The sequence below is a fragment of the Mesorhizobium sp. L-2-11 genome (assembly GCF_016756595.1).
Taxonomy (GTDB): Bacteria; Pseudomonadota; Alphaproteobacteria; order Rhizobiales; family Rhizobiaceae; genus Mesorhizobium.
This window is the reverse complement of the sequence record NZ_AP023257.1, coordinates 4620280-4645527: the sequence shown is the minus strand read 5'-3', so window position 1 is coordinate 4645527 and position 25248 is coordinate 4620280. Positions and strand designations below refer to the sequence as shown.

Here is a 25248-nt window from a genome sequence, read left to right as displayed (position 1 = left end):
GGAACGGAAAATGAAGAAGCTTCTTATCGCCGCATTCGCCACCGTACTGATGTCGGGTGCTGCACTCGCCGACACGACGCTGAAGCTCGTGGAGGTGATCACCAGCCCCGAGCGTACCGAAACCCTGAAGTCGATCGTCTCCAAATTCGAGGCGGCCAATCCGGGCACGAAGGTCGAGGTGATCTCACTGCCCTGGGGCGAGGCGTTCCAGAAATTTGCGACCATGGTGTCCGCCGGCGAAATCCCCGACGTCATGGAGATGCCGGATACCTGGCTGTCGCTCTATGCCAACAACGGCCTTCTCGAAAGCCTCGAACCCTATATTGCCAAATGGGAGCACACATCGGGCCTCACCGATCGCGCGCTCGAACTCGGCCGCGACGTGAACAACACCGCCTACATGCTGCCCTACGGCTTCTATCTCCGGGCGATGTTCTACAACAAGAAGCTGTTCAAGGAGGCCGGTGTCACCGAGCCGCCCAAGACGATGGACGAGTTCGTGGCGGCGTCGGAGAAAGTATCCAAGCTTCCAGGCAAATATGGCTACTGCCTGCGCGGCGGGCCGGGTGGCCTCAACGGCTGGATCATGTTCGGCGCAACCATGGCCGGCTCCAACGAGTTCTTCAATGAGGACGGCACCTCGACGATGAACAGCGAAGGCTGGGTCAAGGGACTGACCTGGGTCGTCGACCTGTACAAGAAGGGATTGGCGCCGAAGGATAGCGTCAACTGGGGTTTTAACGAAATCGTCGCCGGATTCTACACCGGCACCTGCGCAATGCTTGATCAGGATCCAGACGCGCTGATCGCGATAGCCGAGCGGATGAAGCCGGAAGACTACGGCGTCACGACCATGCCGAAGGGGCCGAGCGGCAAGACGTTCCCGACCATCGGCTATGCCGGTTGGTCGATGATGGTGGCCAGCCAGAACAAGGACCTCTCCTGGAAGCTGATCGAAACGCTCGAAGGGCCCGAGGGCAATGTCGAGTGGAACAAACGCACCGGAGCGCTGCCGGTCCACAAGTCGGCCGAAAAGGATCCCTTCTACGCAAGCGAGCAGTTCAAGGGCTGGTTCGCCGAACTCGAGGACAAGGATGCAGTGCCAACGGTCATGCCGACCTATCTCGAGGAGTTCGCCTTCTTCAAGGACTCGATGGTCATCAAGACCAGTCAACAGGCACTGCTTGGCGATATCACGCCAGAGGAAATGGCCAACCAGTGGGCCGACTATCTGACCAAGGCGCAGCAGAAATACCTGGCCAAGAAATAGACGGCGTACGCCAGGCATCGGAGCCGCCCATCATGGGTGGCTCCGATAGGGTTGGTCCATGGTCGATTGGGAGGATGATCGATTGAGGAGGATGGCCAATTGGAACGAAAGCGTTAGCTGATGGTTATTGACGCCACCGCCGGGTTCCCGGAATCGCGCCGCCGATCGCTGGTCGACCGGATCACGCGCCACGCCGAGCCATATCTTTACACCGCCCCGGCGTGGATTCTGATCGTCACAATCATGCTGGCGCCGCTGGTGCTAGGCCTGTCCTACGCCTTCCGCGACGTGCACTTGCTCAATCCCTTCTCTGGCGGGTATGTCGGGCTCGATCATTTTCGCACCCTTTATGACGACGACAATTTTTACCGCGCGCTGCGCAACACGCTGTGGTGGACCGGCGCATCCGTCTTGCTGCAATTCGTGTTCGGCCTGGTCCTGGCGCTGTTGCTCGACCGGCCGTTTGCCGGCCGCGCCATAGCGCAGGCGCTGGTGTTCCTGCCCTGGGCGGTGCCGACTTTCCTCACCGGGCTCAACTGGGCGTGGCTGTTCAACCCGGTCATCGGACCGCTGCCGCATTGGCTTTATGCGCTCGGCCTCATGAATGAGCCGGCCAACATCCTTTCCAATCCGCAGCTTGCCATGTGGGGACCGATCATCGCCAACGTCTGGTGGGGCATTCCCTTCTTCGCCATCACGCTGCTGGCCGCGCTCCAGGCCATCCCGCGCGACCTCTACGAGGCGGCGGCGATCGACGGCGCCGGGGCTTTCAGGCGGTTCACGTCGATCACGTTGCCATTCCTTGCGCCGACCATTGCGATCACCGTGCTGTTGCGCACCGTCTGGATCTCGAACTTCGCCGACCTGATCATCGTCATGACCAGCGGCGGGCCTGCCGACCGCACGCAGATCGTCGCGAGCTACATCTTCACGCAAGCCTTCAGGGCCCTGGATTTCGGCTATGCCTCGGCCATTGCGCTGGTGCTGCTTGTCCTGTTGCTCGCCTATTCGATGCTGATCGTCATGCTGCGGCAGATCCTGATGGATCGGGCCTGATCGGGATGACCAGATGAACAGCTATTCGTCCTTTGGCACCGCGCTGCACCGCCTGGCGATCCTTGGCTACGTTCTCTTTGCACTGTTCCCACTGTTCTGGTTGTTGAAAGTATCGGTCACGCCGAACGACCTGCTCTATTCCGAGGGCGTGCGGATGTGGCCGTCGCGGATAAGCTTTGAACATTTCCGCTTCGTGCTGGCCCACAGCGCCTTCCCGATCTTCTTCAGGAACAGCCTGATCGTTGCCGGCGCGACGGCCGTGATCGTGACGCTGCTTGCGTCTCTTTCTGGCTATGCGCTGTCGCGCTTCACCTTCCGCGGCAAATACTGGCTGGTCGCCCTGATGCTGCTCACCCAGATGTTTCCATTGGTGATGCTGGTCGCGCCGATCTTCAAGATGCTCTCGCCGCTCGGGCTGACCAACAGCCTGACCGGGCTGGTGATCGTCTACACCGCCTTCAACATCCCCTTCGCGACGTTCCTGATGCAGTCGTTTTTCGACGGCATTCCCAAGGAACTGGAGGAGGCGGCCAAGATCGATGGCGCCACGCAGTTCATGGCGTTTCGCCAGATCGTCCTGCCGCTGACGCTGCCCGGCATTGCGGCGACGCTGGGTTTTGTATTCACCGCCGCATGGAGCGAACTGCTGTTCGCGCTGATGCTGATTTCGGGCAACAGCGCCGCCACGTTTCCGGTCGGTCTGCTCACCTTCGTGTCGAAGTTTTCGGTCGATTTCGGGCAGATGATGGCGGCCGGCGTGCTGGCGCTGATCCCGGCCTGCCTCTTCTTCCTGTTCATCCAGCGCTATCTGGTCCAGGGCCTGACGGCCGGCGCGGTCAAGGGCTGAGTGAGGTTCCATGGCATCGATCGACATCCGCAACGTCCGCAAGAATTTCGGCATCGTCTCCGTGCTGCACGGCGTCGACCTGTCGATAGAGAACGGCGAGTTTGTGGTGCTGGTGGGGCCATCGGGCTGCGGCAAGAGCACTTTGCTGCGCATGATCGCCGGGCTCGAGGAGGTGACCGAAGGTGAGATCCGGATCGACGGCATGCGCGTCAATGAGCGGGCGCCCAAGGATCGCGACATCGCCATGGTGTTCCAGTCCTACGCGCTCTATCCGCACATGAATGTCGCTGAGAACATGAGCTACGGCCTGCGCATCCGCAAGGCTGCCCGCGAGAAGATCACGGCCGCCGTCAGCAATGCAGCCAGGAAACTTGAACTGCAGCCGCTGCTTGCGCGGCGGCCGAAGGCATTGTCGGGCGGTCAGCGCCAGCGCGTGGCGATGGGCCGTGCGATCGTGCGACAGCCCAAGGCATTCCTGTTCGACGAGCCGCTGTCCAATCTCGATGCGCGCTTGCGCGAGCAGATGCGGGCAGAGATCAAGAAGCTGCACCGCGACCTCGGCGCGACCTCGATCTATGTCACCCACGACCAGATCGAGGCGATGACACTAGCCGACCGGATCGTCGCCATGCATGAGGGCGTCGTGCAGCAGGTCGGCAGCCCGTTGGAGCTTTACGACCGCCCTGCCAACCTGTTCGTGGCCGGCTTCATCGGATCGCCGGCCATGAATTTTCTGTCGGCGCGCTATGAGGTCGGCGCAGGGACGGCCGGCGCACGATTGCCTGACGGAACGCTGATTGGGCTTTCGTCTGGTTATCAACTGGAGCAAGGCGTGGCGGTGACGCTCGGAATCCGGCCGGAGCATGTCGAGATGTCGCCGGCATCGGAGAGCGGCCTGAGGGCGACAGTCGACCTGATCGAGCCGACCGGCTTCGGCATCATCCTGCATCTCGGCCTGCATGGCCTGCCATTCAACGTCTTCACGCTGGACAGGGCGGCGCTGACGGCTGGCCCGACGGTGACGGTGGCTTTCCCGCCGCAACATCTGCATTTGTTCGACGAGACTGGAATGCGCGCATCGGAAACGAGCCTCCAGAAGGGGAAGGGCTGATCCTCCTTATCGGCCGCTCAGATCATTCGGATTTTCCCATATCCGGTTCCCACCTTTGGGTCCGATGCTATTGTCTATCTTGGCACCGCCGAATTCGATACGACATTTCGATCTCGGCCTCGACATGGCTCTGGGACGAGATGGAACGCGCCCGCGGCGGCGCTAATGCTAATATTCGGGCAAGGTAGTCGAGCGCATGCGCTTTCTGTTTCTTCTGATCCTGCTCGCCGGCATCGGCATCGGCGTCGTCTATCCCTGGGCGATGACCAATTTCTCCGGCCATGAGATCGGTTCCTGGCGGGTCTACGAACAGGGCCGGTTCATGCCGGCGACAGTGCCGCTGGCCGCTGGAGACGCGCCGGTGCGGGTGCTGGTCGATCTCACCGCGAGAACCGAACGCATCGTCGTCTCGCAACAGCGCACCGTGCTGACGCTGACCGCCGCCACCGGCGGCAGGACGGTGCTCGCCTCGACGCTGCAATTCAACCATTCGGAAAATCCGCGCCAGGTCAGCCCGCAACTGCCGGACAAGATCTTTCGCGACGAAGCCGGCCTGATCGCGAAGGTCAGCCCCGGCCCGCACCTCTTCACCATCGGCCCGGGCGACGCCGAAGGCATCGAGATGCGGGCGGTGGACCTCGTGCTGCGTTCCGGCGTTGGCGAGGTCGATCAACGGGCGCAGCCGGTCGGCTTCTCGCTAATGGCTGTCGGCCTGATCGGGCTGGTACTGGCGCTTCGTTACGGCGGCCGCCGGCCTCAAGAACCGAACTCGCAGCCGCCACCGCCACGCTGGGGCAGGGGCTCGAACTAGATCGTGAATTACCGCCACGCCTATCACGCCGGAAACTTCGCCGATGTCGTCAAGCATGTCGTGCTGAGCCGGCTCGTCGAGTATCTGAAGCAGAAGGACAAGGCCTTTCGCGTCATCGACACCCATGCCGGCGTCGGCCGCTACGACCTGTCGTCGACTGAAGCGCAAAAGACCGGCGAATGGCAAGGCGGCATCGGCCGACTGGTCGATGCCGCGCTTGACGGGCCGGCGGCAGCACTGCTGGCGCCTTATCTGGAAGCCGTCCGTTCGCTCAATCCTGAAGGCGGCGTGAAAAAATATCCGGGCTCGCCGCTGATCGCGCGTCATCTCATGCGCAAGCAGGACCGGTTGTCGGCGATCGAGTTGCATCGTCAGGACGCCGCGAAGCTGAGGGTGCTGTTCCAAGGCGACTTCCAGACCCGGGTGATCGAACTCGACGGCTGGCTGGCACTCGGCGCGCATCTGCCGCCGAAGGAAAAGCGCGGCCTCGTGCTGGTCGATCCGCCGTTCGAGGAGGAGGGCGAATTCGACCGCCTCGTCGATGGGCTGCGAAAAGCCCACAAGCGCTGGCCCGGCGGCGTCTATGCGTTGTGGTATCCGGTTAAGGACCGCAAGGCGGTCGCCGCCTTCCGCAAGGCGCTGGCGCAATCAGGTGTCCCGAAGCTGCTCGACATCGGCTTCGAGATCAGGCCGCCATCAGCCGAGCCCAGCCTTGACGGCAGCGGCATGGTGGTGGTCAACCCGCCGTTCACGCTGGAAGGCGAATTACGCACGCTGCTGCCGGCCTTGCACAAATTGCTTGTCGTTGAAAAACCGGCGCATTGGACGCTGGAATGGCTGGCGGCGTAGAGGTGGCAGACGTATCCGCGCGCCTGCCCTGGTTGAAGGCGATTTCAGACTAGGAAACCATTGTCGCTACAACCGCTTGACCGCGCGCAAGCGAATCCGCACAGTGCACGCAGTCGACAATAAGAGGCTGCCATGACTCGCTTCGCCAAATCCGCCCTTGCCGCACTGATCGCGCTTTGCACGCCGCTTGGCACGTCACTCGCTGTCACCCAGGCAGCAAAGGCAGCCGACCTTGCCGTCTATACCGAAGAAGACAGCGGCGTTTGCGGTGAGGCCTGGGTGCTGAACAAGATCACCAGCCGCTTCTCCTACCAGGTGCACCACGTGCCGAATCTGCCCGACGTCGAGATTGTCGATTTCCAGGGCATCCACCAGCATCGCTATCTGCCAGCCAACGAAACCTGGCCGATCGGCCGCCGCTATTGCGGCGCCACCGTCAGCCTGTCCGACGGCCACGCCCGCACCATCTGGTATCTGATCGAGGAAGGGCAGGGCTTTGCCTCGATCGGCGATAATGTCGAATTCTGCGTCGCGGGCTTCGACCGCTGGATGGTCTACAACGGCCGCTGCCGCGTCCTGCGCTGAACGCGTTTGCCGGGCTGCTCTGCCTCATCGAGGATGGCGCGAAGGAAGGCGGCGTGACCGCGAAAGGCGCGCCGTCCGATTGACGTCGCCTTGACCCGCGTCTGCGGTCGACGTCCGACAAACAGCTTTTCGACATCGACATAGCCCGCCGTGGCAAGCGTATCGATATGCGCGCCGAGATTGCCGTCGGTCGCATTGACGATAGCCTTCAATCGGGTGAATTCCAGCGCTTCGCGCCGTTCCAGAGAATTCAGTGCCGCCATGATCCTGAGCCGCACGCTCTGGTGGATGATTTCGTCGGCAGCCATTATCGGGCCTGCTGTGGTGTCCGGCGTTCAGTCTCACTGATCTGGGACAGCGCCGCCCGATATTGCGCGAATGACATGCGCTCTTCCCGAAGATTCAGAATACTCTGCCAAATAGAGTAATCTGTCAACCACGGACAAGTCACGGCGGAATGGGCCGCGCTTTGCTTTTGCAGCTTGTGTAGATCGCCTGGTAGAACAAGAAGATGAGATCGATGAAGCAGCCCGTCATGGTGTTGTCGGTCGACGATCAACGAACAAAAAAGGCTTGCTAACCTTCAGCGCCTTGAAGTGGGATTGGTTCCGGCAAAGCGCACAAAATGTCTGTCGCAAACCCCTGGCAAAGCTCAAAGAGCAGCGCCGGCATTTTGCAAAATCGGCACGAGCGTGTGTCGCCTGTAACCGAAAGTTAAACTGTAAAAATCATGCTGATGCTTCGCTGGCTAGACAAGCGCGAGTCAGGTATGCATTACGCGCCGGGTCATTAACGGCCGTCGGCACAACTAAGGGGCATGATATGGCTAAACAGTCATCCAAAGCGCCGGCATCCAAGTCACCGGCAAAGCAGGCACCGGCAAAGAAAGCACCAGTAAAAGCAGTGGCGGCAAAGGCCGCGGCCGCTGTGAAGAAAGCAGCACCTGCTGCCAAGCCGAAGGCCGCCGCGGCCAAGGCAAAAGCAGCGCCGGCCAAGAAGCCGGCCGCAAAGGCCGCGGCAAAACCGGCAGTGAAGAAAGCAGCACCTGCCCAGACTTCACCTGCCAAGAAGGCTGCGCCCGCCAAGGCAAAAGCAGCGCCGGCCAAGAAGCCGGCTGCAAAGGCCGCGGCCAAGCCGGCAGCGAAGAAAGCTGCGCCTGCCAAGACTTCGCCTGCCAAGACTGCACAGGCAAAGAAGGCTGCGCCGGCAAAGAAAGCGGCTGCAGCGAAGTCATCGGTAGCGGTGAAGAAAGCAGCGCCTGCGGCCAAGCCAAAGGCGAAGGCCGCGACCGCCAAGAAGTAATCGCGTTTCTTCGCACGCGGAGGACAGTGCTGAAGACGGTTGAGGGCGGGTGCCGGACAGGCGCCTCGCTCGCAGGGTCAGTGCTCGAGCAGCAACAGAGGCGGAGGGAAGGCAGCTTTTCGCAGCTCCCACGACTTCGCCGTATGGCGAAGTCCGGCGGGGCATTTCTCTGTGCCCGGAGGGAAATTTTTGGTGCAAGACCGAGTTGGCTCGGTCTCGGATCCATCTGACCTGTTCAGATGCTCGTAGGCTGGAACTGTACCGCTCATTTGCCTCGCGATCGTGGAAGAGGACGGTCGTTCGCCGTGGCGCCCGGTTTTCCGCCTGTGGGCTGTTGATCATGCCGCGTTGTCCGGCCAACAGTGTCGCGGAAACGGATCATACGCAAAATTCAAAGTGCTACAGCGTCATTTGCGCGTCCATGCTCTGTACTCGGCAAACAGGAACCCGATCATGCCCAGACTGCTCTACGCGTCCACGTCACCCTATAGTTCCAAAGTGCGCATGGCCGCGCTTTATGCCGGCATCGCCGTCGATCTCGTGCCGATCAAAACCGAAGCCAAACCGGCTGAACTGATCGACGCCAATCCGCTCGGCAAGATTCCGGTGCTGGTGCTCGACGACGGCCGCTCGATCCACGATAGCCGCGCCATTACCCAGCATCTCAACCGCATGTCGAAGAACGCGCTGTTTCCGCGCAATCCCGACAAGCGCCTCGAGGCGGAAGTGCTTGAGGCACTGGCCGACGGCATCTGCGACTGCGCGCTGTCGATGGTCTATGAGCGGCGCACGCGCCCCGAAGACATGGTCTACCAACCGTGGCTCGACCGCCAGTGGGCGAAGATCACCAGCGCGCTCGATCTGCTCAACGCCAATCCGCCAAAGCTGCCAAAGAAGATCACCGCCGGCCAGCTGGCGCTGCGCGCCTGCCTTGGCTATCTCTCACTGCGCTTTGCCGGAAAATGGGAAAAGGGTCGCAATCGGCTGATCCGCTGGGCGGCGCGATTTGACGAGAAGTTTCCGGAGCTGAAACCCTGCGTCCCGGCGTGAGCGGCAGCCAGAGAAGGGGTCATAAAAAAGCCGGGCACGAGGCCCGGCTTTTTCGTGTCGTGGCTTGGGCGATTTTAGAACTTCATACCGACGCCGAAGGTGACGCGGTTGTCGGTCGACTTGACCTTGCCGATACCGTCAAAGTCCTTGTCGCCGAAGTCGGTGTAGCGATACTCGACACGGCCGAACACATTGTCGGTGATCTTGATGTCGGTACCGACGCCGGCCGTCCAGCCGAGCATGGTTTGTTCGTCGCTGACGCCGGCCGCTTCGATCTCCTGGTTCTTGAGCGCGCCACCGGCGGTGCCGTAGAGCAGGATTTCCGGGGTGACGGCGTAGCCGAGGCGGGCACGCAGCGAGCCTTCGAAGCCGCCCTTGGCCTCGACGCCACCATCGTCGCCCTCGATGCCGCTATAGCCGATATCGGCTTCAGCACCGTAGACGAAGTTCTCCGCCTGCCACTGATAGCCGCCGAAGACGCCGCCGACAAAACCATCGGTGTCGACGTCAGTGCCGATATCCTCGGCATCGGCGTGACCGCTGAAGCCGTAGCCGACGCTCACACCGGCATAGGGACCGGCCCAGGAAGCGACCGGAAGTTCGGCGATCGGGGCGGGGGCCGGCGGCTCTTCCGCGATGACGTCAGCAGCATAGGCGGTTCCGCCGAAGGCGAAGAGCCCGAACGCCACCGCCAGCGGTCGCGCAAATTTAAGATTGGCTTGCATTGTTCTTTACTCCTTAAGCCACAGGCACTGGCTTGCTTTTCACAAGCGCCCTCAACCCGCCGGGGGGATAAACGGGTCTGGCGCTCAACGGCTCCGAATGTCGTGTCGAAATGCGGCTGAAGCGAACCTGAACTTGGGTCATTACCCGGCACGAATGAGGCTGAATTTTGACGTTGCATCAGCGCAACAGATGGTGTCAGGAGGCTTTGCCGGGCCGCGCTGAACACCGCTTGGAGCAAGGGGTCCGGAGCCCTATATTGCGGTCTGACGGCCGAGTCCCGGCCACAGTCGAAAGACCGATCCGGCCGCTTTGCCACAATGCTGCCCAAGGTCCGAACGGCATTTAACGCTTCGCCGGCCATAGTTCGCGGGCTGGCTGAAATCGAAGCCCATTGAGGATTGACAGGATGAGCAAGGCCGCTGGAACGGCGCTGGTGACGGGCGGGGGCAAGCGGATCGGCAGGGCGATCGTCGAGGATCTCGCCGCGAACGGTTTTGCCGTCGCCATCCATTGCAACCGCTCGCGGGCCGAGGCGGAAGCATTGGCCGCGCGGATCAACGGCGGTCGCTTTGGCCAGGGTGGCCGCGCTGCTGTGGTCGCCGCCGACCTGACCGACATGGCCGCGGTCGAGGACCTCGTTGGCGGCGCCGAAGCCGCGCTTGGGCCTGTTACACTGCTGGTCAACAATGCGTCGCTGTTCGTGGACGATACGGTTCAGGACGTCGACTGGCTTGCCTGGGACCGTCACTTCGCCATCCACGTGAAGGCGCCTGCATTTTTGGCGCAACAATTCGCCCGCGCGCTGCCGAAAGGCGAGGAAGGGCTGATCGTCAATATGATTGACCAACGCGTCTGGCGGCCGACGCCACGCTATTTTTCCTATGCGCTATCGAAATCGACATTGTGGACGCAGACGCAGGTGATGGCGCAGGCGCTGGCTCCCCGCATTCGCGTCAATGCCATCGGTCCTGGCCCGACGCTGAAGAGCGCGCGTCAGCAAGACAGCGACTTTGCCGCACAGGTCGACGGCCTGATCCTGAAGCGCGGCCCGGAATTGCCTGAATTCGGCGCCACCATCCGCTATCTCTGGGGCGCAAGCTCGGTCACCGGCCAGATGATCGCGCTCGACGGCGGCCAGCACCTTGCATGGCAGACGCCGGATGTGACAGGCATTGTCGAATGAGTCCCATGGACCAGAAACACAAACGCGGCGGCGCCGCCGACGACCTGCCCCCCGATGTCGACCTCGAAGACGAGGTGGCGGAGGAGATCGTCGAACCGTCAGCTCCCGGTTCCGGCGGCCCTGATGTCGCCTTCACGGCCATCGATTGGACGCCGCATGCCGGCGATGCCGACGGCATGGTCGGCGCCGAAGTCATCCAGACGCTGGTCAAACGGCTGCCCAACGCGCCAGGCGTCTACCGCATGATGAATGCCACAGGCGACGTGCTCTATGTCGGCAAGGCACGCAGCCTGAAGAAGCGGGTGACCAATTACGCACAAGGCCGTTTCCACACCAGCCGCATCGGCCGCATGGTGCGCGAGACGGCGACGATGGAGTTCGTCGTCACCCGCACCGAGATCGAAGCGCTGCTGCTGGAAGCCAACCTTATCAAGCGCTTGCGGCCGCGATTCAATGTGCTGATGCGGGACGACAAGTCGTTCCCCTACATCCTGTTGTCCGGCGACCATGTCTCGCCCGGCATCTACAAGCACCGCGGCGCGCGCTCGCGCAAGGGCGACTATTTCGGCCCCTTCGCCTCGGCAGGCGCCGTCGGCCGCACCATCAACTCGCTGCAGCGCGCCTTCCTGCTCAGGAGTTGCACCAACTCCTTCTACGAGAACCGCACCCGGCCGTGCCTGCTGTTCCAGATCAAGCGCTGCGCCGGCCCCTGCACCGGCGAAATCTCGCATAGTGACTATGCCAGGCTGGTCGCTGAGGCGAAGGACTTCTTGTCCGGCCGCAGCCAGAAGGTGAAGACCGACATCTCCGCCGCCATGCAGCAGGCCGCGGAGAATCTCGATTTCGAGCGCGCCGCCATCTATCGTGACCGGCTGGCCGCGCTATCGCATGTGCAGAGCCATCAGGGCATCAACCCGCAGACCGTCGACGAGGCCGATGTCTTCGCCATCCATCAGGAAGGCGGCCAGGTCTGCATCCAGGTGTTCTTCTTCCGCACCGGCCAGAACTGGGGCAACCGCGCCTATTTCCCCAAGGCCGATCCGGCGCTGGAGGCGGCCGAGGTGCTGGGCTCGTTCCTGGCGCAATTCTATGACGACAAGCCGACGCCGCGCACCATCTTGTTGTCGCAGGCCGTCGAGGACCAGGAATTGCTGGCTGAGGCGCTCTCCACCCGCGTGGGTCGCAAGGTGGCGATCTCGGTGCCGCAGCGCGGCGAGAAGAAGGACCTGACCGACAACGCCCTGCAGAATGCCCGTGAGGCGCTCGGCCGCCGGCTGGCCGAGACCTCGACGCAAGGGCGGTTGCTCACCGGTTTCGCCGAGACTTTCGGCCTGAAGAAACCGCCGGTGCGCATCGAGGTCTATGACAACTCCCACATCATGGGCACCAACGCCGTCGGCGCCATGATCGTCGCCGGGCCGGAAGGCTTCGTGAAGAACCAGTACCGAAAGTTCAACATCCGCTCGACCGAGATCACGCCGGGAGACGATTTCGGCATGATGCGCGAGGTGATGGAGCGGCGTTTCTCCCGCCTCCTGAAGGAACATGGCGATGTGCCGGGGAGCGAACAGGCGGCCGACGACGCCTTGGCCGAACAGGGCGACGATCTCGAGGATGCGGGCGGCTTCCCGGCCTGGCCAGACGTCATCCTCATCGATGGCGGCCAGGGCCAGATGACGGCTGTGCGACAAATCCTCGCGGACCTCGGCATCGAGGACCGTGTCCAGGCCATCGGCATCGCCAAGGGCCAGGACCGTGACGCCGGCCGCGAACGCTTCTTCGTCAGGGGCAAGCCGCCATTTTCGCTCCCTGTGCGCGACCCCGTGCTCTATTTCGTTCAGCGGCTGCGCGACGAGGTCCACCGCTTCGCCATCGGCTCGCACCGCGCCCGCCGCAAGAAGGAGATGGTCAGGAGCCCGCTTGACGAGATCAGCGGCATCGGTCCCGGCCGCAAGCGCGCGCTGCTCATGCATTTCGGCACCGCCAAGGCGGTCAGCCGCGCCGCGATCGAGGATCTGGTCAAGGTCGACGGCATTTCCGAGCAGGTCGCCAAGCTGGTCTACAACCATTTTCACGAGAGCTGATGCATGTCGCCCAAAAGTGTGCAGCGGTTTTGGGACAACGACATGCATCGCACTTTAAGGCGATTGCCGGCTATTTTCGGCTGGTCCATCGACTATCACCTGTTGACCCCCCACATTCGCTTCTGATTTGAGTAGGCAGGCAGAAAGAGTTCCAAAGATATGGCCCAGCGCGCATTCAACCTGCCCAACATGCTCACTTACGTCCGCATCCTCGCGGTGCCGCTGGTTGTGCTGTGTTTTTTTCTCGAAGGCCATCTGAAGTCGAGTGACTTCGCCCGCTGGTCGGCGCTGATCATTTTCCTGCTCGCCTCGATCACCGATTATTTCGACGGCTATCTGGCGCGCGCCTGGCAGCAGACCTCGAATATCGGCAAGATGCTCGATCCGATCGCCGACAAGTTGCTGGTCGCCACCTGCCTGCTGCTGCTGGCGGCCGATACCGATAGGCATGCCGGCATCGCCGGCTGGTCGCTGTGGGCGGCAATCATCATCCTGTGCCGCGAGATCCTCGTCTCCGGCCTGCGCGAATATCTGGCGGCGCTGAAGGTATCGGTTCCGGTGACGCAGCTGGCAAAGTGGAAGACCACCATCCAGATGATCGCCATCGCCTTCCTGCTCGCGGGACCTGCCGGCGACAAGATCTTCCCGCTGACCACCCAGATCGGGCTTGTGCTGTTGTGGATCGCCGCGCTGGTGACGCTTTACACCGGCTACGACTATTTCCGCGCCGGCCTCAAGCACATCATGGACGAGTAGCATGTCGACGAGGCTCATCTATTTCGCCTGGGTGCGCGAGCGGATCGGCAAGCCGCAAGAGGACGTCGATTTGCCCGCCGGCATCGAGACGGTGGCCGACCTGCTGCGCTGGCTGAAAACGCGCGGCGAGGAGTACGAGCACGCGCTGCAATATGCTGACGTGATCCGCGTCGCCATCAACCAGGAACATGTCGAGCACCGCGAGAAGCTATCGGGCGCGCGCGAGATCGCGCTGTTCCCGCCGATGACGGGTGGCTGAAATGCCCGGCGCGGTGGTGCCGACGGTGCGCATCCAGGCGGAGGATTTCGATGTCGCCGCCGAGATCGCCAGGATGACGCAAGGCCGCGCCGACATCGGCGCCGTGGTGACTTTCTCAGGTCTCTGCCGCGATGAAGCGGGCAGGCTCGCGGCACTCGAACTCGAACATTATCCCGGCATGGCCGAGGCCGAGATCGGGCGCATCGCCGCCGAAGCGGTTCGCCGCTGGCCGCTGCAGGGGCTCACCGCCATCCATCGCCACGGCAGGATCGCGCCCGGTGAGAACATCGTGCTGGTGGTCGCTGCCTCCGCCCACCGGCAGGCGGCGTTCGAGGCGGCGAACTTCCTGATGGATTACTTGAAATCGCGCGCACCGTTCTGGAAGAAGGAACACCACACCGACGGCTCGCAAGGCGGCTGGGTCGACGCCAAGGAGGCCGACGACGAGGCCGCAAGCCGCTGGAAACAGGCCGTGCCGAAACGAGATTGAGGCGCGTCACCCGCAAGAGGTCTGCCGAATGGCACGTTCGGCCTTTCTGAAACCTTCTGCAGGTTTCCCTTGTTGATCCTCGCACCGGCGGAACAACTGGAGATCGCTCGCCAGCGTCAGTCCTTGGATGCCGTGATGACGAGCGCCGGCATGTCGAAAGCGACGGCGCCGACTGCTGTCACGAAAGGCATAAGTGCCCGCTCGGCCTCCTCCAGAAGCCGCTTAAACTGCTCGTTGTCCAAAAGCCCGCCCAACGTCCAGATGCAGGCCCTTTCAGTCGAGATCAGCGTCTCGATCGAGGCAAAACGGACCGTTCCGCGGTGCCGCTTCACCTCGGCACGCTCTATGCCTGCCTTCGCGCAGAGCGAGCGCAGTAACTCCACATTGCCGAGCACAAAGGGCGCCCGGAACGCGTTCGCAACGTCGCTTCCAAACAGCCGTTCAAGCATATCCGCCACTGCGGCATAGCCGGGCGACTGGTCGAGCGGTCCGCAGACCGCGACGGCGAGCCGGCCACCGGACTTGACCACGCGCATCATTTCCCGCAGTCCGGCTGCTCGATCCTCGAAGAACATCAGGCCGAACTGGCTGACTGCGGCGTCGAAGCTTTCATCCGCGAAAGGAATCTGCTCGGCGCGCCCTTCTCGCCACTCGATGCGAGTGCTTTTGCGGCGGGCAACGCAAAGCATATCGAGATTGGGGTTAAGCCCGACCACCTTGCCCTCCGCGCCAACGCAGTCGAGGGCCGCGAGCGCCAGCACACCCGTACCGCAGGCGATGTCGATCACGCGGTCGCCCCTCCCTATTCGCGCCTCGGCGGCGACGATAGGCCCCCATTGTCGGAACAGCGCTGGAACGAACAGCGAGTCGTAGATTTCAGCCGGAGTTTTCGATGTCTTGCCCCGGTGGGTCTGGACCGCCGCTTGCTCCGATCCCGGCGTTGCACCTTCAAGGAACACTGCGTTGGATCGGGTTCCGGCGACGCGAAGCGCTTTCAGCGGCTCGTATTCGGGCGATGAGTACCAGCGCTTGGCATGCTCGGCGTCGGCAAATTCGACGATGACCGGATAGACCGGCTGCCAGTCTCCTTCGACAAGGTCGGATTTCCCGCCCAGCACCAAATAGCGCCCTCCATATTGTTCAACCGTTGCAAAGACCCCTGCCAGATACTGCTCGACCTTGGCTTGGTCGGTGATTTCACGCACGTCGAAGAAGCAATAAGTAGACATGGCCGACCTCCGTTGATCGCATGGACTGCACGGGATGCGCGGTGGATATGCAGTTCGGCGCATAGTAGACTTGGCCATGGGCACGCTCCATGACCCAGCGTCTCAATCGCTTGCCGTAGCGTCCGTTCTTGCGCCATCGCCTGGGCGGCCACCGCAAGAGGTCGTTGCCGATGCCGCACCTTCGGCCGTGCCGGACAAGGATGTTCTTTCAGATGTGCTGCGCGTGATAAAGCTCACCGGCGCGCTTTTCTTCTGGGTCGATGCCTCTTCGCCCTGGAGTGTGGAAGTGCCGCGGGCGGATTCATTTGCCCATCTCATCCTGCCGCGCGCCCAACACGTGATTTCCTACCACATCATCACCCAAGGATCGGGCTCGGTCAGCATCGGTGACGGTCCGCCGATGGAATTTGCCGAAGGCGACATACTTGTGATCCCGCATGAGGATTCGTACGCGATGTGCAGTACGCCCGGAGTGCGGTCAGGTTTGAGCCAGGAAGATTCGCTCGACTTCTTTCGCGCCATGGCGGCCGGACAACTGCCCTTCGTGGTCAACGAAGGCGGCGGCGGCCCCCTTCTGACCAGATATGTCTGCGGTTTTCTTGGCTGCGATGCACGGCCGTTCAATCCTCTGCTCGAGGCCCTTCCTCCGCTGATATGCATCCGGCGCGCGGCCGGCGCACCGAGCGACCTGCTCGACCGGTTGATCGAGCTAACGCTGGCAGAGGTGTCCGCTCAGCGGCCTGGCGCTGAATGCATCCGCCTGCGCCTCAGCGAGCTGATGTTCGTTGAGGTCGTTCGCCGCTATCTTGAGGCACTACCGCCGGAGCAGACCGGCTGGCTGGCCGGCTTGCGCGACCCCGCCGTCGGCCGAGCCGTTGCGCTTGTTCACGAGAATCCGGCGCGTGGCTGGACAATTGAAGAACTCGCGTGCGAAACCGGCGTCTCGCGGTCCGTCCTCGCGGCCCGCTTCACGCGTCTCGTCGGCTGCCCACCGATGCAGTATCTCACGCGATGGCGCGTACAACTGGCCGCACGACTGCTCGCTGATGGGGTGGCCAAAGTCTCGGCAGTCGGGCGTGATGTCGGCTACGAGTCCGAAGCGGCCTTCAGCCGGAGCTTCAAGAAGCTCGCGGGCGTCTCGCCGGCTGGCTGGCGCGACGGGGCGCGGATAGCACGCTAATTAGGCCTGATTCGCGGGCCAAAGGGCCGCCAGATATTCTCAGCCCGCTAGGCTGCCTTCGCGATGTTAGATCGTTTAGAAAAGAGACCCTCAAACTGCTGCGCGGGCGAATGTCGAAGGCTGACATTCCCTTTCGCCACCCGTTTCCATGCTGCCCCGAACGCAGTAGAATGGAGGAGTTTTTTAGGGCGCCTCGAACCGAGACCGTGGCCGAGACCAGATATGCCAGGGGCCATTTGTGGCAGAAGCGACTTGGTCGCTAACGGAATTTAGCATGCGTAGAGACCGATAACGTGCCCGTTGGGGTGGAGGGCTGATCCATGAAAGCGTTCGCCGTCCTTTTGAGCGTAGTTGTTCTGTTCGTCCTTGCCGCGTTCGGCGCCCAGGCCGCCGCCACGACCGACGCCGCCAAGCGCGTCGCGCTGGTGATCGGCAACAGTAAATATGTCAACGCCGTGCCGTTACCCAATCCCGCCAACGACGCGCAGCTCATCGCATCCACGCTGTACAATGCCGGATTCGAGGTAATAGAGGGGGTCGATCAGGACAATGCAGGCATGCGCAGCCTGATCAGCCGGTTCACCGAGGCATCCTACAATGCCGACCTTGCCGTCATTTTCTATGCTGGCCACGGCATGCAGGTCGACGGCAAGAACTATCTTATTCCGGTCGATGCCGAGTTGACGTCGCCCGCCTATCTCAAAACCCGCACAGTCCAGATCGACGAATTCATGGAGGCGCTGCCGCCCGATCCCGCGGTCGGCGTCATCATCCTAGATGCCTGCCGCGACAATCCGCTGGCAAGGACGCTGGCCGCCTCGCTGCCAAAAAGCCGCTCGCTGGGCGCTGGCCTTGCGCCGGTCGAAGCGAAAGCGGACGGCGTCGGCACTGGCGGCTTGCTGATCGCCTACGCAACCGATCCGGGTGCCATCGCCTTCGACGGCCCCGGTGTCGACAGCCCGTACTCGCTGGCGCTCGCCAAGCATCTGACCGAGCCCGGCGTCGAGATCCAGAGCGCGCTGACGCGCGTGCGCGGCGAGGTGACGGGGGCCACGCAAGGACGGCAGCGGCCCTGGCACAACGCATCGCTGGGACGCGAGGTTTTTCTAGGCAAACCACCGGCACCATCCGCCAAGCCCATCGTCGAAGAGTCCAACGCGGCTGCAGTTCCCATGACCCACGATGTGCTGTCCCGGGAGATTGAGACGCGTCTTTGGGACGAGGCTTCGAAAAAGAATTCCACTCCGTTCTACGAGGCCTATCTCGAACAATTCCCGAACGGCCGCTTCGCCACGGTGGCGAAGCTCAACATCGATCAGTTGAAGGACCCGAATGCCCAAAAGAAGCAGGTCGCGGCACTCGACACGGGTCAGGCAAACGCCAATTTCGGCTCGACCGTTCGCATCTCTGTCGGCACTACGGACGAAATGAAGACGCCAGGCACTGAGCAGACGGAAGGCGCAATCGGGCTCGATCACAACGGCCGCATCGATCTGCAGCTACGCATCGAGGCCCTTGGTAACGAGCTCGGCCACGTCGACGGCAAAATCGGTCCGAAGACCCGCCAGGCGATCGGCGTCTGGCAGGGCAAGAACGGCCTGCCGCGGACCACCTATTTGACGCGCGAGCAACTGGCGTTCCTGATGGTCCAGACCGACCCGATGATGGCGGCGATCCGCGCCAGAAGGGCTGCCGACCAGGCGCGCTCCGCACAGCCACTTGCGAAGCCACAGCCGAAGGTCGTTCGCGCGACAACTGCGCCTAGGATCGTCGAGCACAAAAAGGCTACGGCGAGGAAAGTAGTCGAACCGGTTAAGCGGAGCACTCCAAGGACGCCTCTCTTTCCTGCCACGGGCGGCGGAGGCGGGAGTGGAGGCGGGGGTGGAGGTGCAGGTGCAGGTGGAGGTGGAGGCTGGTGAGGGTGAACTGGCAGGCGCTTTATCGAGGGGCGCTAGCCACGGCCATCGAAAATCCTGAAGTGATGCGTGGCGCAAGTCCCCCTTGCCTCGCAGGTGCTTCACGCGGGTGGCGCGACGGCCGGCGCGGATAGCACGCTAAACCTCGCATTTTGGGCGGGAGTCCATCACCACTCTAGCCGCCTGATGGCAATGCGGACGCGGAAGAGTTGGATAAGCTTAGCCCTTGTCAGTGCCGATCCAGTGATCGAGCGCAATCCGACCGGGTCCCCACGCCATGATGCCGAGCGCCATCGCCGCCCAGGTGATGTGCAGCGGCCAGCCGTCGGGCACGGTGAGTTGTATGACCAGCGTCATCACGAGCAGGCCGAATGCCGCCAGGCGTGTCGCCAGGCCGAGAACGAGAAGAATTGGCAGCAGGATTTCCGCCGACCCTGAGACGAACGCCACCAACCCAGGCGCAGGAAAATCGTAAGGGCCGCCTGGGAGATGCAGCTTGAGCTCCGAGCTGAAAAGCAGCACGGCCACCTCGTTCAACTGCAAAAAACCGTCCCATTTGTTAATGCCGGACCGCCAGAACGGGACAGCGAGCGCGCAGCGCAGGACGAGTTGCGTCAACGATGGTGTGGCACTCGTGCGCAGCGCGGCATTCACCCTCTCGACGAGGGTGGCAGCCCCTCGCGGCTCGGTGCTGGCGTTCCATCCATGGTTCGTCATGCTCACCCTCCCTGGTGTGCCGCTGTGAAGGCGCCTGCTTGCAGCAGGCCGGCAATGTTGGCGGCAAGGTCGAATTCGGCAGTTTCCGCAAATGCTGCCGCGGCCGCCGCGCCGAGCGGCTCGCCCGCCATGAGACGATCCACAAAAGCTGCGCCGCCGGGCGGCAGGTGGCGAACAAAGACTTCGAGCCCGGGCCGCGTGACCAGCGCGTCTTCAGGGCCGTCCGCCTCGATCCGCCCGACAGGGCGGTCGCCCCGGTTCGCCGCAAAGATCGTCACGACCGGATAGCGCGAGCGCATGGCACGCGTTGCCGGGTGCGGCGTGAACACGGTATCGGCTAGCCTTTCGAGCGGGATCGCCGCCAGTGCCACGGGATCAAGCGGTTCCGCGTCGGCGGCATGATAGGCGTCAAGCCAGGCCCGTTCCAGGCGCGCCACGTCGGCCAGCCATGGCATCGGCCGCGCATAGTCGTAGCGCTCGATGAAATCGGGAAAGTCGCGGCCGTATTCGAACAGAAGCGGCGAAGTGGGCGGCGTTTCGCGGACATGGAAGCGCGCCATCGCCCGAAAGAAGTCCGGGCCGGTGATGCGCAGCGTCGCTGGAAAGCTGGCGGCCAGCGCATCGATCAGGCTGACCGTGACGTTGTTGCGGTAGACGGCGTATCGTTTGACCGCTGCCTTGCCGTTCGGCCCAGAGACGGCATCAGGCGGGGCACGGTCAGGATCGAGCAAACCGGCGGTGAATGCCGCGGCATAGTCGAACCGGTGGCTAAGATCGCCCGACTGGAGTTCATCCTGCGGCATGGGCTTTTCCGAATACACGGTGGCTGTCGGCGTGATGGTCGAGAATCGCTTGCGCGGCGGCGGCTTCCGCCTTGAGCACCGGCCAGTCGGGAATGGCGCTGTCCCATTCGATCAGCGTCGGCAGCGGTCCGCATCGGCCGATGACGATATCGGAGAGCTTCCAGACCGGGTCGGCGACCGGACCGTCATGGCTGTCGATGAGCAGCAGGGCGCCCTCGTCATCCTCCTGCTCGGCGTGCCCGGCCAGATGGATTTCGCCGACATGCGCCAGCGGGAAATCCGCGAGGTAGGAAAGGGCTGAATAGCCGTGGTTGGTGGCCGAAACGAAGACATTGTTGACGTCGAGCAGCAGGCCGCAACCGGTGCGCTGTACCAGCGCGCCGATGAAATCCGTCTCGCTCATCGTCGATTCCGCGAAAAGGACATAGGTCGAGGGGTTCTCGAGCAGGATCGGGCGTCCGATCGTCTCCTGCATTTCATCGATGTGATCCGCCACGCGCGAAACCGTTGCCGGCGCATAGGGCAGGGGAAGCAGGTCGTTGTAATAGGTGCTGTCGTGGGTCGACCAGGCGAGATGCTCGGAAACGAGCGCCGGCTCATAGCGGTCGACGAGCGCCTTGAAACGGCCGAGATGCACTTTGTCGAGCGGCCGCGGTCCGCCGATCGACATGCACACCCCGTGCAGCGAAACGGGATAGTCGCGGCGAATCCTGGCCAGAGCATCGTGCGGCGGGCCGCCGGCGCCCATGTAGTTTTCGGCGTGGACCTCGAAGAAGCCGTCCTTTGGGCCGTCGCCGAGGATCGCGTGTAGATGCTCGTGCTTGAAACTGGTGCCGGCAAGGCCGGCGATCGGGTGCGCCGGAAAGCGCGAGGTTTTCGATATGCCGGATGCCGGGGCCAGTCCGTTCATCTTCATCTCCGCTTTCCGGGCAGCTTGCGTTGCTTAGGACGGGACGTCGCGGCTCAGTGCCGTGAGCGAGCCCTTGCGGTCGCCGGGCAGGTCCATCGTCGTGCAGGTGCCGCCGTCGACGAACTTCCAGGCGTTGCCCTGGTAATCGACGGTCGAGGTGCCTTGGCAGGTAGTGCCAGGTCCTGCCGCGCAGTCGTTCTGCCCCTTTAGGGCGACGCCAAAGCACTTCTCCTTGCCGGCATCCATCGCCGCCTTGGCTTCTGCCTCGGACAGCGGCGCGGCCGTCGCAAAAGAAGCAAGAGCCGTGGCAACGGCGCCGGCCAGGAAGGCCGCGCTCACGGTTGATCTTGTTGACATGATTTAACCTCCGCTTGGGTTGTTGCGCGCGCCATTCCTCAAGCGCGCATGGTCAGTTCGGTCCGGAGGTTCGCTGCGTTACATCTTTTGGGAACACGACTTCGTGATCGCCTGACTTGAGCAAATCTTGCCGGGCACGCCAAGGAGACCGACGATTAGCCGCAAGCCGCCGGAAGGCACCCGCCGTGCGAATAGTCGGTGTGGGCGCCACGGAACCACCGCAATCCTGCGAGACCTTCCGACCAGGGCGCATGGGGAGCAGGATCATGCTGGACAGGATCGCCGAGTTCTTCATCTTCGGTGTCGTGCCGCTGGTTGTTGCTATACTGGTGGTGCCTGAGTTGTCCTTCGCTGCCGAGAAGACCCTGACGGGCGAGGTGATGTATCGCGAGCGCATTGCGCTGCCGCCCAACGCCGTGCTTTCCGTGCAGCTTGCCGATGTCTCGCAGGCCGATGCGCCGGCCGCTGTCATCGGCGAGCGTAAAGTGACGCCCGCCGGCCAGGTGCCGATCAAGTTCGAGATCAGCTTTGATCCCCAGGTGATCCGGCCTGATATGACCTATGTGCTGCAGGCGCGCATCACCGTCGACGACAGGCTGTTGTTCATCTCCGATATGCGCCACCAGGTCGATCCGCTGAGCGACGCGCCCCAGATCATCATGCTGAAGATGGTGACGTCGAGCGAGCAGCCGGCGTCGGCCCCGGTGTTCGGGCAGAGCTGGCTGATCGAGTATATCGACGGCATTGGTGTGATCGCCGAGCCGCAGGCGACGTTCAGGATCAGTGAGACCGGCAAGGCCGGCGGCAGCGGCCCTTGCAACGTCTACTTCGCCACCGCCAAAGTCGATGGTTCGACGATCGTCATCAGTGACATCGGTTCGACCTTCAAGGCCTGCGCCTCCAAGATCATGGCTGAGGAACAGGCGCTGTTCAAGGCGCTGGCCAAGGCGGCAGCGTATCACATCGACGCCGGCAAGCTCATCATCGCCGACAAGGACGGCGGCGTCATCCTGCGCTTCAACGCCGCGAGCTGATCGCTCAAAATCGGTTTCGGTTTTTGAGCATCATGCGCAGTTGGCGGGTGTCGGCTCCGGCGTCCGGTGCCGGATCGCCGCAACGAAAAAGGCCAGCATTGCGCCGGCCTTTTTGCATGTGACGTGGTGATGGACTTATCGGCTCAGCCGACGATCTCGGTGTCCGAGAACCAGTACTTGATCTCCTGCGCGGCGGTCTCGGGGGCGTCGGATCCGTGCACGGAATTCTCGCCGATCGACAGCGCGTGCAGCTTGCGGATGGTGCCTTCGGCGGCGTTGGCCGGGTTGGTGGCCCCCATCACGTCGCGGTTTTTGGCAATGGCGTTCTCGCCTTCCAGCACCTGCACGACCGTTGGGCCCGACGACATCGACTCGACCAGTTCGCCGAAGAACGGACGATCCTTGTGCACGGCATAAAAACCTTCCGCCTCGCGGCGGCTCATCCACACCCGGCGCGAAGCGACGACGCGCAGGCCGGCTTCTTCGAGCATCTGGGTGATGGCGCCGGTGAGATTGCGCCGGGTTGCGTCCGGCTTGATCATGGAAAAGGTGCGTTCGAGCGCCATGGGGTCGTCCTTGTGATGGAGAGTGGAATTGAGGGTGGCGGGCTCTATACAAGCCGCCCGCCGGCTTGCCAAGGGGCTGGCGCTGATGCATGTCGGGCAAAAGTGCGCAGCGGTTTTGCGATAGCGACATCTATAAAAACAAGAACTTAAGCGCGTCTTCGACGTGCTTTAGCCACCGCAAGGCGTATCGCCGTCAGCCAAAACCAATGTTGTCATAACTTCATCTCGATCGTCAGCTTGGCAGTGTCGCCAGCCCGAAGGCCTTCGCGGACCCGCACCGCCGTCTTGATCGGCAACAGCAGGCTGCCGGATTTCTTGTCGGGAAACAGCGATGTTCGCCATCTGGTCTGGCCGATGACGGCTTCCACGCCAAGCGAGCCCCAGGGCCGTGCCATCCCCGCCATTGCCGTCTTGATCCGTGCCCCAAGCTCCGGCGGCGGCGTCACGAAATGCCAGCCGCCTTTGCCTGGATAGACCCAGATCTCGGCCTGCACGTCGTAGCGAAACATTTTTGCCCTTCCTCAGATCAAGGCTGTCACGGCTGGCTTCGCCATAATGGCTTGTTGGCGATGCCGGCGATTGGCGAAAACATCCATGATATCCATTCTTCCCTGCAAGGGAGAAGCCATACTTCCCTGCAAAGAGGGTGGCAGCGTCGCCGTTGCACTACCGCCTTATCACCATCGAAGCGCGCCGGACTTCCCAGCCTTCTCGCTCCAGTTCCGGCACGCTGTGGTTCTCGCAGGGGTAGCCGACGCAGAAGTAACCAATCAGAGTCCACTCCGGCGGCGCGTCCAGGATCGTCGCCATTTCGGCCGGGTCGAGGATCGAGACCCAGCCCATGCCTATTCCTTCCGCGCGCGCCGCCAGCCAAAAGGTGTGGATCGCCATCACCGCCGAATAGTCGATGGTCGCGGGCATGGTCAGGCGACCGAGCCCATGCCCCTGTTCCGTCGCGCGGTCGGCAAAGACAGCGAATTGACAAGGCGCCTCGTTCAGGCCGGCAAGTTTCAGGCGCGCATAGAGCGCGGCGCGTTCGCCGCCGAAAGATGCGAGCGCCTCCGCATTGCAGCGCTCAAAGCATGCCCTCACGGCGCCGCGGCATTCCGCGCTCTCGACCACGACGAAACGCCAGGGCTGGCTCAGCCCGACCGAAGGCGCAATGCTGGCGACCTCAAGCAGCCGCTCCAGAGCGCCTTCGGGGAGCGGCGTCGGCCTGAATCGCCTGACATCCCGCCGCCACAGGAAGAGATTGGCCAGATCGGCGCGAAAATCGTCCGGGAATTCCGGGTCTGACGTCATGGTGTTCGTACTGTCTTTGCTAGGGGAGTAGGGCAGTAGGGCAGTAGGGCAGTAAGGGAGTAGGGTAGTAGGAATGCGCGCCGCCGCTACTCCCTTACTCCCTTACTCCCTTACTCCCCTATGCGGCCGCCGCCGCCACCTTGCGGCCGAGCCCATCGTGCAGGTCGAGGCAGCGCTCGAACCACTGCGCCACCACATCGCTGTCGTCGAGCAACCGGTAGGGTGAGGCGATGCGCGCCCATTGCAGCGCGCCGAAGACGATATAGTCGGCAAACAGCGGTGATTGGCCGCCGATGAACGGCTGATAGGCAAGCATCGAGCGCAATGGTTCCAGCGAGGCACGGAAGGCACCAAGGCCGGCGTCCCGCGCCGCCTCCACCTCTTCCAGTCTCTTGCCGAAGCGTTGCTCGCGGTTTTGGCGAAAATAGGCGGCGTTGGCCTCGTCCTGCATGGCGTGCAGGTCCATGATCGCCGCAGTGGTGACATAGGGGTGGATGGTCAGTTGCGACCAGCGTTCGACGAAGCGCGCCATCGCCTTGCCGCCGTCGCCGCAAAACAACGTCGGTCGCTCTGGATAGGCCTCGTCGAGATAGAGCGCGATAGCGAAAGAATCGGCGACCACCTTCTCGCCGTCGCGGATCACCGGAACGAGTTTTGAAACGCCGCCTTCAACGGTGGGCACTTCGAGAAAGCGTGTCGGCACCGTTGAGATATCAAGCCCCTTGTGGGCAAGCGCCATCGTCGCCTTCCAGCAATGCGGGCTGAACGGACGGGCGCCATCGCGTCCGACGAGATCATAGAGCAGAATGGTCATTGGCGGCAGCTTCCTTGCGGTCTACTAGAGCGACGTTTCGG

28 protein-coding genes are annotated in these 25248 nt (G+C 62.7%); 16 read left to right on the top strand and 12 right to left on the bottom strand.

The window, feature by feature from the left end:
- Window positions 1–10: 10 nt before the first annotated feature.
- The 7 genes from JG739_RS22340 to JG739_RS22310 all read left to right on the top strand — a co-directional run bounded on the left by JG739_RS22340 (window position 11) and on the right by JG739_RS22310 (window position 6529).
- On the top strand, window positions 11–1270 hold the full coding sequence (locus tag JG739_RS22340; RefSeq protein ID WP_202363411.1) for an ABC transporter substrate-binding protein: 1260 nt from the start codon (window positions 11–13) through the stop codon (window positions 1268–1270).
- 120 nt (window positions 1271–1390) lie between these two features.
- Window positions 1391–2326, top strand: coding sequence for a carbohydrate ABC transporter permease (locus JG739_RS22335; RefSeq protein WP_202363410.1), 936 nt, complete (start codon window positions 1391–1393; stop codon window positions 2324–2326).
- A 13-nt stretch (window positions 2327–2339) separates the two neighbouring features.
- Complete coding sequence (locus tag JG739_RS22330) at window positions 2340–3173, top strand: carbohydrate ABC transporter permease (RefSeq protein WP_202363409.1); 834 nt, start codon at window positions 2340–2342, stop codon at window positions 3171–3173.
- A gap of 10 nt (window positions 3174–3183) precedes the next feature.
- The gene (locus JG739_RS22325; protein ID WP_202363408.1) at window positions 3184–4284 is read left to right on the top strand and encodes an ABC transporter ATP-binding protein; all 1101 of its coding nucleotides are present in this window, start codon (window positions 3184–3186) and stop codon (window positions 4282–4284) included.
- 196 nt (window positions 4285–4480) lie between these two features.
- Complete coding sequence (locus JG739_RS22320) at window positions 4481–5095, top strand: hypothetical protein (RefSeq protein ID WP_202363407.1); 615 nt, start codon at window positions 4481–4483, stop codon at window positions 5093–5095.
- Between the two features lie 3 nt (window positions 5096–5098).
- A complete protein-coding gene (locus tag JG739_RS22315) occupies window positions 5099–5944 on the top strand; it encodes a 23S rRNA (adenine(2030)-N(6))-methyltransferase RlmJ (RefSeq protein ID WP_202363406.1) in 846 nt (281 codons plus the stop codon).
- Window positions 5945–6076: 132 nt separating this feature from the next.
- Complete coding sequence (locus tag JG739_RS22310) at window positions 6077–6529, top strand: hypothetical protein (RefSeq protein WP_123149744.1); 453 nt, start codon at window positions 6077–6079, stop codon at window positions 6527–6529.
- Here JG739_RS22310 and JG739_RS22305 read toward each other — a convergent pair.
- Both JG739_RS22305 and JG739_RS22300 read right to left on the bottom strand, forming a co-directional pair.
- Window positions 6499–6837, bottom strand: coding sequence for a transcriptional regulator (locus tag JG739_RS22305; RefSeq protein WP_123149743.1), 339 nt, complete (start codon window positions 6835–6837; stop codon window positions 6499–6501). The two genes, JG739_RS22310 and JG739_RS22305, sit on opposite strands and share 31 nt — an antisense overlap.
- Before the next feature lie 420 nt (window positions 6838–7257).
- Entirely contained in the window at window positions 7258–7824 is a 567-nt protein-coding gene (locus JG739_RS22300; RefSeq protein ID WP_202363405.1) for a hypothetical protein, read from the bottom strand.
- 460 nt (window positions 7825–8284) lie between these two features.
- Here JG739_RS22300 and JG739_RS22295 point away from each other — a divergent pair, with 460 nt between their 5' ends.
- On the top strand, window positions 8285–8881 hold the full coding sequence (locus JG739_RS22295) for a glutathione S-transferase family protein (RefSeq protein ID WP_202363404.1): 597 nt from the start codon (window positions 8285–8287) through the stop codon (window positions 8879–8881).
- 74 nt (window positions 8882–8955) lie between these two features.
- On the opposite strand, the gene JG739_RS22290 is transcribed toward JG739_RS22295, so the two are convergent.
- Complete coding sequence (locus tag JG739_RS22290; RefSeq protein ID WP_202363403.1) at window positions 8956–9606, bottom strand: outer membrane protein; 651 nt, start codon at window positions 9604–9606, stop codon at window positions 8956–8958.
- A gap of 407 nt (window positions 9607–10013) precedes the next feature.
- On the opposite strand from JG739_RS22290, the gene JG739_RS22285 reads away from it, so the two are divergent.
- From JG739_RS22285 to JG739_RS22265, 5 genes are all read left to right on the top strand, one after another.
- The gene (locus JG739_RS22285; RefSeq protein ID WP_202363402.1) at window positions 10014–10790 is read left to right on the top strand and encodes an SDR family oxidoreductase; all 777 of its coding nucleotides are present in this window, start codon (window positions 10014–10016) and stop codon (window positions 10788–10790) included.
- Window positions 10787–12874 (top strand): excinuclease ABC subunit UvrC, encoded by a 2088-nt coding sequence (gene uvrC / locus JG739_RS22280; protein ID WP_202363401.1) that lies wholly within the window; start codon window positions 10787–10789, stop codon window positions 12872–12874. Before JG739_RS22285 ends, uvrC begins: the two co-directional genes overlap by 4 nt.
- Before the next feature lie 159 nt (window positions 12875–13033).
- The gene (gene pgsA / locus JG739_RS22275) at window positions 13034–13630 is read left to right on the top strand and encodes a CDP-diacylglycerol--glycerol-3-phosphate 3-phosphatidyltransferase (protein ID WP_128185562.1); all 597 of its coding nucleotides are present in this window, start codon (window positions 13034–13036) and stop codon (window positions 13628–13630) included.
- 1 nt (window position 13631) lies between these two features.
- Complete coding sequence (gene moaD / locus JG739_RS22270; RefSeq protein WP_202363400.1) at window positions 13632–13889, top strand: molybdopterin converting factor subunit 1; 258 nt, start codon at window positions 13632–13634, stop codon at window positions 13887–13889.
- A 1-nt stretch (window position 13890) separates the two neighbouring features.
- Window positions 13891–14379: a molybdenum cofactor biosynthesis protein MoaE gene (locus JG739_RS22265; RefSeq protein ID WP_202367582.1), complete on the top strand. Its 489-nt coding sequence runs from the start codon at window positions 13891–13893 to the stop codon at window positions 14377–14379.
- A gap of 116 nt (window positions 14380–14495) precedes the next feature.
- On the opposite strand, the gene JG739_RS22260 is transcribed toward JG739_RS22265, so the two are convergent.
- Window positions 14496–15608: a DUF1330 domain-containing protein gene (locus JG739_RS22260; RefSeq protein ID WP_202363399.1), complete on the bottom strand. Its 1113-nt coding sequence runs from the start codon at window positions 15606–15608 to the stop codon at window positions 14496–14498.
- Between the two features lie 187 nt (window positions 15609–15795).
- On the opposite strand from JG739_RS22260, the gene JG739_RS22255 reads away from it, so the two are divergent.
- Both JG739_RS22255 and JG739_RS22250 read left to right on the top strand, forming a co-directional pair.
- Complete coding sequence (locus tag JG739_RS22255; RefSeq protein WP_244749519.1) at window positions 15796–16788, top strand: AraC family transcriptional regulator; 993 nt, start codon at window positions 15796–15798, stop codon at window positions 16786–16788.
- Window positions 16789–17108: 320 nt separating this feature from the next.
- A complete protein-coding gene (locus JG739_RS22250; RefSeq protein ID WP_244749518.1) occupies window positions 17109–18707 on the top strand; it encodes a caspase family protein in 1599 nt (532 codons plus the stop codon).
- A gap of 216 nt (window positions 18708–18923) precedes the next feature.
- On the opposite strand, the gene JG739_RS22245 is transcribed toward JG739_RS22250, so the two are convergent.
- Genes JG739_RS22245 through JG739_RS22230 form a run of 4 tightly spaced genes read right to left on the bottom strand, consistent with a single transcriptional unit; the run spans window position 18924 to window position 21491 of the window.
- Entirely contained in the window at window positions 18924–19421 is a 498-nt protein-coding gene (locus JG739_RS22245) for a DoxX family protein (RefSeq protein ID WP_202363397.1), read from the bottom strand.
- Between the two features lie 2 nt (window positions 19422–19423).
- Window positions 19424–20224: an HvfC/BufC N-terminal domain-containing protein gene (locus JG739_RS22240; RefSeq protein ID WP_202363396.1), complete on the bottom strand. Its 801-nt coding sequence runs from the start codon at window positions 20222–20224 to the stop codon at window positions 19424–19426.
- A complete protein-coding gene (gene bufB / locus JG739_RS22235; protein WP_202363395.1) occupies window positions 20211–21140 on the bottom strand; it encodes an MNIO family bufferin maturase in 930 nt (309 codons plus the stop codon). Before bufB ends, JG739_RS22240 begins: the two co-directional genes overlap by 14 nt.
- A gap of 27 nt (window positions 21141–21167) precedes the next feature.
- A complete protein-coding gene (locus tag JG739_RS22230) occupies window positions 21168–21491 on the bottom strand; it encodes a BufA1 family periplasmic bufferin-type metallophore (RefSeq protein WP_202363394.1) in 324 nt (107 codons plus the stop codon).
- A 266-nt stretch (window positions 21492–21757) separates the two neighbouring features.
- Here JG739_RS22230 and JG739_RS22225 point away from each other — a divergent pair, with 266 nt between their 5' ends.
- The gene (locus JG739_RS22225) at window positions 21758–22525 is read left to right on the top strand and encodes a YbaY family lipoprotein (protein WP_202363393.1); all 768 of its coding nucleotides are present in this window, start codon (window positions 21758–21760) and stop codon (window positions 22523–22525) included.
- Window positions 22526–22668: 143 nt separating this feature from the next.
- On the opposite strand, the gene ndk is transcribed toward JG739_RS22225, so the two are convergent.
- The 4 genes from ndk to JG739_RS22205 all read right to left on the bottom strand — a co-directional run bounded on the left by ndk (window position 22669) and on the right by JG739_RS22205 (window position 25207).
- The gene (ndk, locus tag JG739_RS22220) at window positions 22669–23091 is read right to left on the bottom strand and encodes a nucleoside-diphosphate kinase (RefSeq protein ID WP_077375544.1); all 423 of its coding nucleotides are present in this window, start codon (window positions 23089–23091) and stop codon (window positions 22669–22671) included.
- A 212-nt stretch (window positions 23092–23303) separates the two neighbouring features.
- Window positions 23304–23600, bottom strand: a complete 297-nt coding sequence (locus JG739_RS22215) for a DUF1905 domain-containing protein (protein WP_202363392.1) — start codon at window positions 23598–23600, stop codon at window positions 23304–23306.
- A gap of 157 nt (window positions 23601–23757) precedes the next feature.
- A complete protein-coding gene (gene bluB, locus JG739_RS22210) occupies window positions 23758–24393 on the bottom strand; it encodes a 5,6-dimethylbenzimidazole synthase (RefSeq protein ID WP_202363391.1) in 636 nt (211 codons plus the stop codon).
- 118 nt (window positions 24394–24511) lie between these two features.
- Window positions 24512–25207 (bottom strand): glutathione S-transferase family protein, encoded by a 696-nt coding sequence (locus tag JG739_RS22205; protein WP_202363390.1) that lies wholly within the window; start codon window positions 25205–25207, stop codon window positions 24512–24514.
- Between the last annotated feature and the right edge of the window lie 41 nt (window positions 25208–25248).